Raw genomic sequence first — 1,999 nt, 5'->3', positions numbered from 1 at the left:
GCGCCAGACTATGCTGCAGGATACCTTCATCGCCAACCATGGCCTGGGTACCCCGACACTGAACAGCTTTGTGGTTTCCGCCAATGGCACCGCCACCGCGCAGGCCATGGCAAGTTACTCCATGCCCACCGTGTTCATGCAGATCGCCAGGATCAACACGGTGCCGGTCGCCGTTGGGTCGGCGGCGAGCAAGACGCCGGCCCTGGTGCAGACTACCTTCAAGGTTTCCAAGGTGTCGGGCTGGTGGAACAAGACGATGACGCTCTACGGCACGACATTTGGAGCGACGGTGGCCAAGCCGCTGATGTCGATCGAGTATACCTATAACGGCTTCGGTGATCCGAAAGGCTACGGCACAACGAATGTGTACACAATCACCAACAACGGCGGGGCCGACATCAAGACGCTTGTCCAGTCGCAAGTTTGCACCACCGCCAGCGTGAGCACCTTCACGGGTCTGACTGCAGACGCGATACTCCAGACCAGCGGCACCAAGAAATATTCAACCACTTGCCTCAACACCATGTACCCAGCCAACAGCGCCGGCGCGTCGATCGACGTCAGCCAGATGGCTGGCCTCTCCCTGCAGATGTACGTGCCATCGGGCAACCCGAAGTACCTAAAGTCGGATGATCCGACCACCTCCAACCGACTCTACAGCGGCGTGGACGCGAACAACCTGACCGAGACCCCGACTGGGCAGAAGGTCGACATCTTCACCATCGTGCCTTGTGGTGTAACCAGCTATCAAGCCTGGGAGGACGGCGGCACAACCGTGCCGACGCCGTCTTCAAATGCCGACTTCTTCTACAGCGTCACCGGCAAGTGCGACTTCAACAAGCGCCCCTCGATAACGGCCCTGACACAGTAGGAGGTGCATCTCTTGCCTTTGGAAAGCGGCACGTGCTGCGCGTGTGACAAGACTTGATACCGGGATCACGCTCATCGGGCAAAGTCTGCCGCGTCCGATCATCCTGGCCCGATAGCATATCAGCGGCTGGTGCATCCGGAAGGCGAGGTGGCGGCGGCGCGCGGCGCCGGAGTGGCGGAAGCGGTGTTCACGACGGCAGCGATCGAGGATGGCGTGGCGGTGAGCCAGTCTCCAGTCTGGTTCCTGCTCTCGGCAAAGCAATCGCGGTTTTAATGGCACGGCACTTGGCCAAGCGATCTGTGTAGCGGTCGACATGCCGAAGCCAGGCGATCGCCGTAGGCAGTTCCGGGCAGGATTCAAAATTCCCGACGGCCTCGCAACGCCATACTTCAAGGACCGGAACACCGGCGTGCTCAAAGTTGGCACTGCGCAGCGTCGGCCATGCCGACCTGGGCGGATATTGCCTGGCTGCGTTCGCTGACAACCCTGCCGCTTATCCTGAAGAGCATCCTCGATCCTGAGGATGCTGAGCAGGCGATCGGAACGGGTGTCGATGCCATCGCGGTCTCGAACCACGGTGCAGTGGCCGGACGGATTCCCATCATCCATGCTGGCAGCGTGAGCCGTCGCGCCGACGTTGAAGACGCTTGCCCTGGTGCAACCGCAGTCATGATTGGCCGCCCCTATGTCTACGACCTGGCAACCGATGGTGCCGAGGGCGCAACCCATTGTATCAACCTGCTTCGCCGAGACTTGGAGATGGCAATGGCGCTGACAAGGCCGGGCGGCATCGGCGAGATCGACCGGTCGGTAATCTGGTGAAGCCCGAAACTATTTTTCAGCAAGTTCAGCATTGCACTTTTCGCTTCACCTCCGTCGCGCCCTTTGTCCGGCCGAGCGCCGACTACCTGGATGTCCGATTAGATTTACAGCTGACGGTCTGCTGTCGGCCACAATCGTGCCTTCGCATTTTGACTACTGGCGTCGAACTTGCCGTGAGGATGACTCGGACGGAGGACAGGAGCGCGATGCAACTGACTGCCTTTACCGGCTTCGTAGCCGTTTACCGGCCGTTATAGCACAATCGATGCCGGACTGAAGTGCACGGACAATGGCACCGTCGTGTAC

At 60.1% G+C, this 1,999-nt stretch carries 3 protein-coding genes; all 3 read left to right on the top strand.

The window, feature by feature from the left end; all coding sequences use genetic code 11:
* On the top strand, positions 1 to 871 hold an 871-nt coding region (locus EN884_RS34390; RefSeq protein WP_128299174.1), incomplete at its 5' end, for a hypothetical protein.
* Positions 872 to 1,000: 129 nt separating this feature from the next.
* Complete coding sequence (locus tag EN884_RS39940; protein ID WP_244514448.1) at positions 1,001 to 1,144, top strand: hypothetical protein; 144 nt, start codon at positions 1,001 to 1,003, stop codon at positions 1,142 to 1,144.
* Positions 1,145 to 1,312: 168 nt separating this feature from the next.
* Complete coding sequence (locus EN884_RS39935; protein WP_244514447.1) at positions 1,313 to 1,693, top strand: alpha-hydroxy-acid oxidizing protein; 381 nt, start codon at positions 1,313 to 1,315, stop codon at positions 1,691 to 1,693.
* The last annotated feature ends 306 nt before the right edge of the window (positions 1,694 to 1,999 follow it).

Origin of the sequence: Mesorhizobium sp. M7A.F.Ca.AU.001.01.1.1 (assembly GCF_004022735.1) — a bacterium.
Classification (GTDB): domain Bacteria; phylum Pseudomonadota; class Alphaproteobacteria; order Rhizobiales; family Rhizobiaceae; genus Mesorhizobium; species Mesorhizobium ciceri.
The sequence above is the reverse complement of the archived record's forward strand: the minus strand, read 5'-3'. Positions and strand labels throughout refer to the sequence as shown.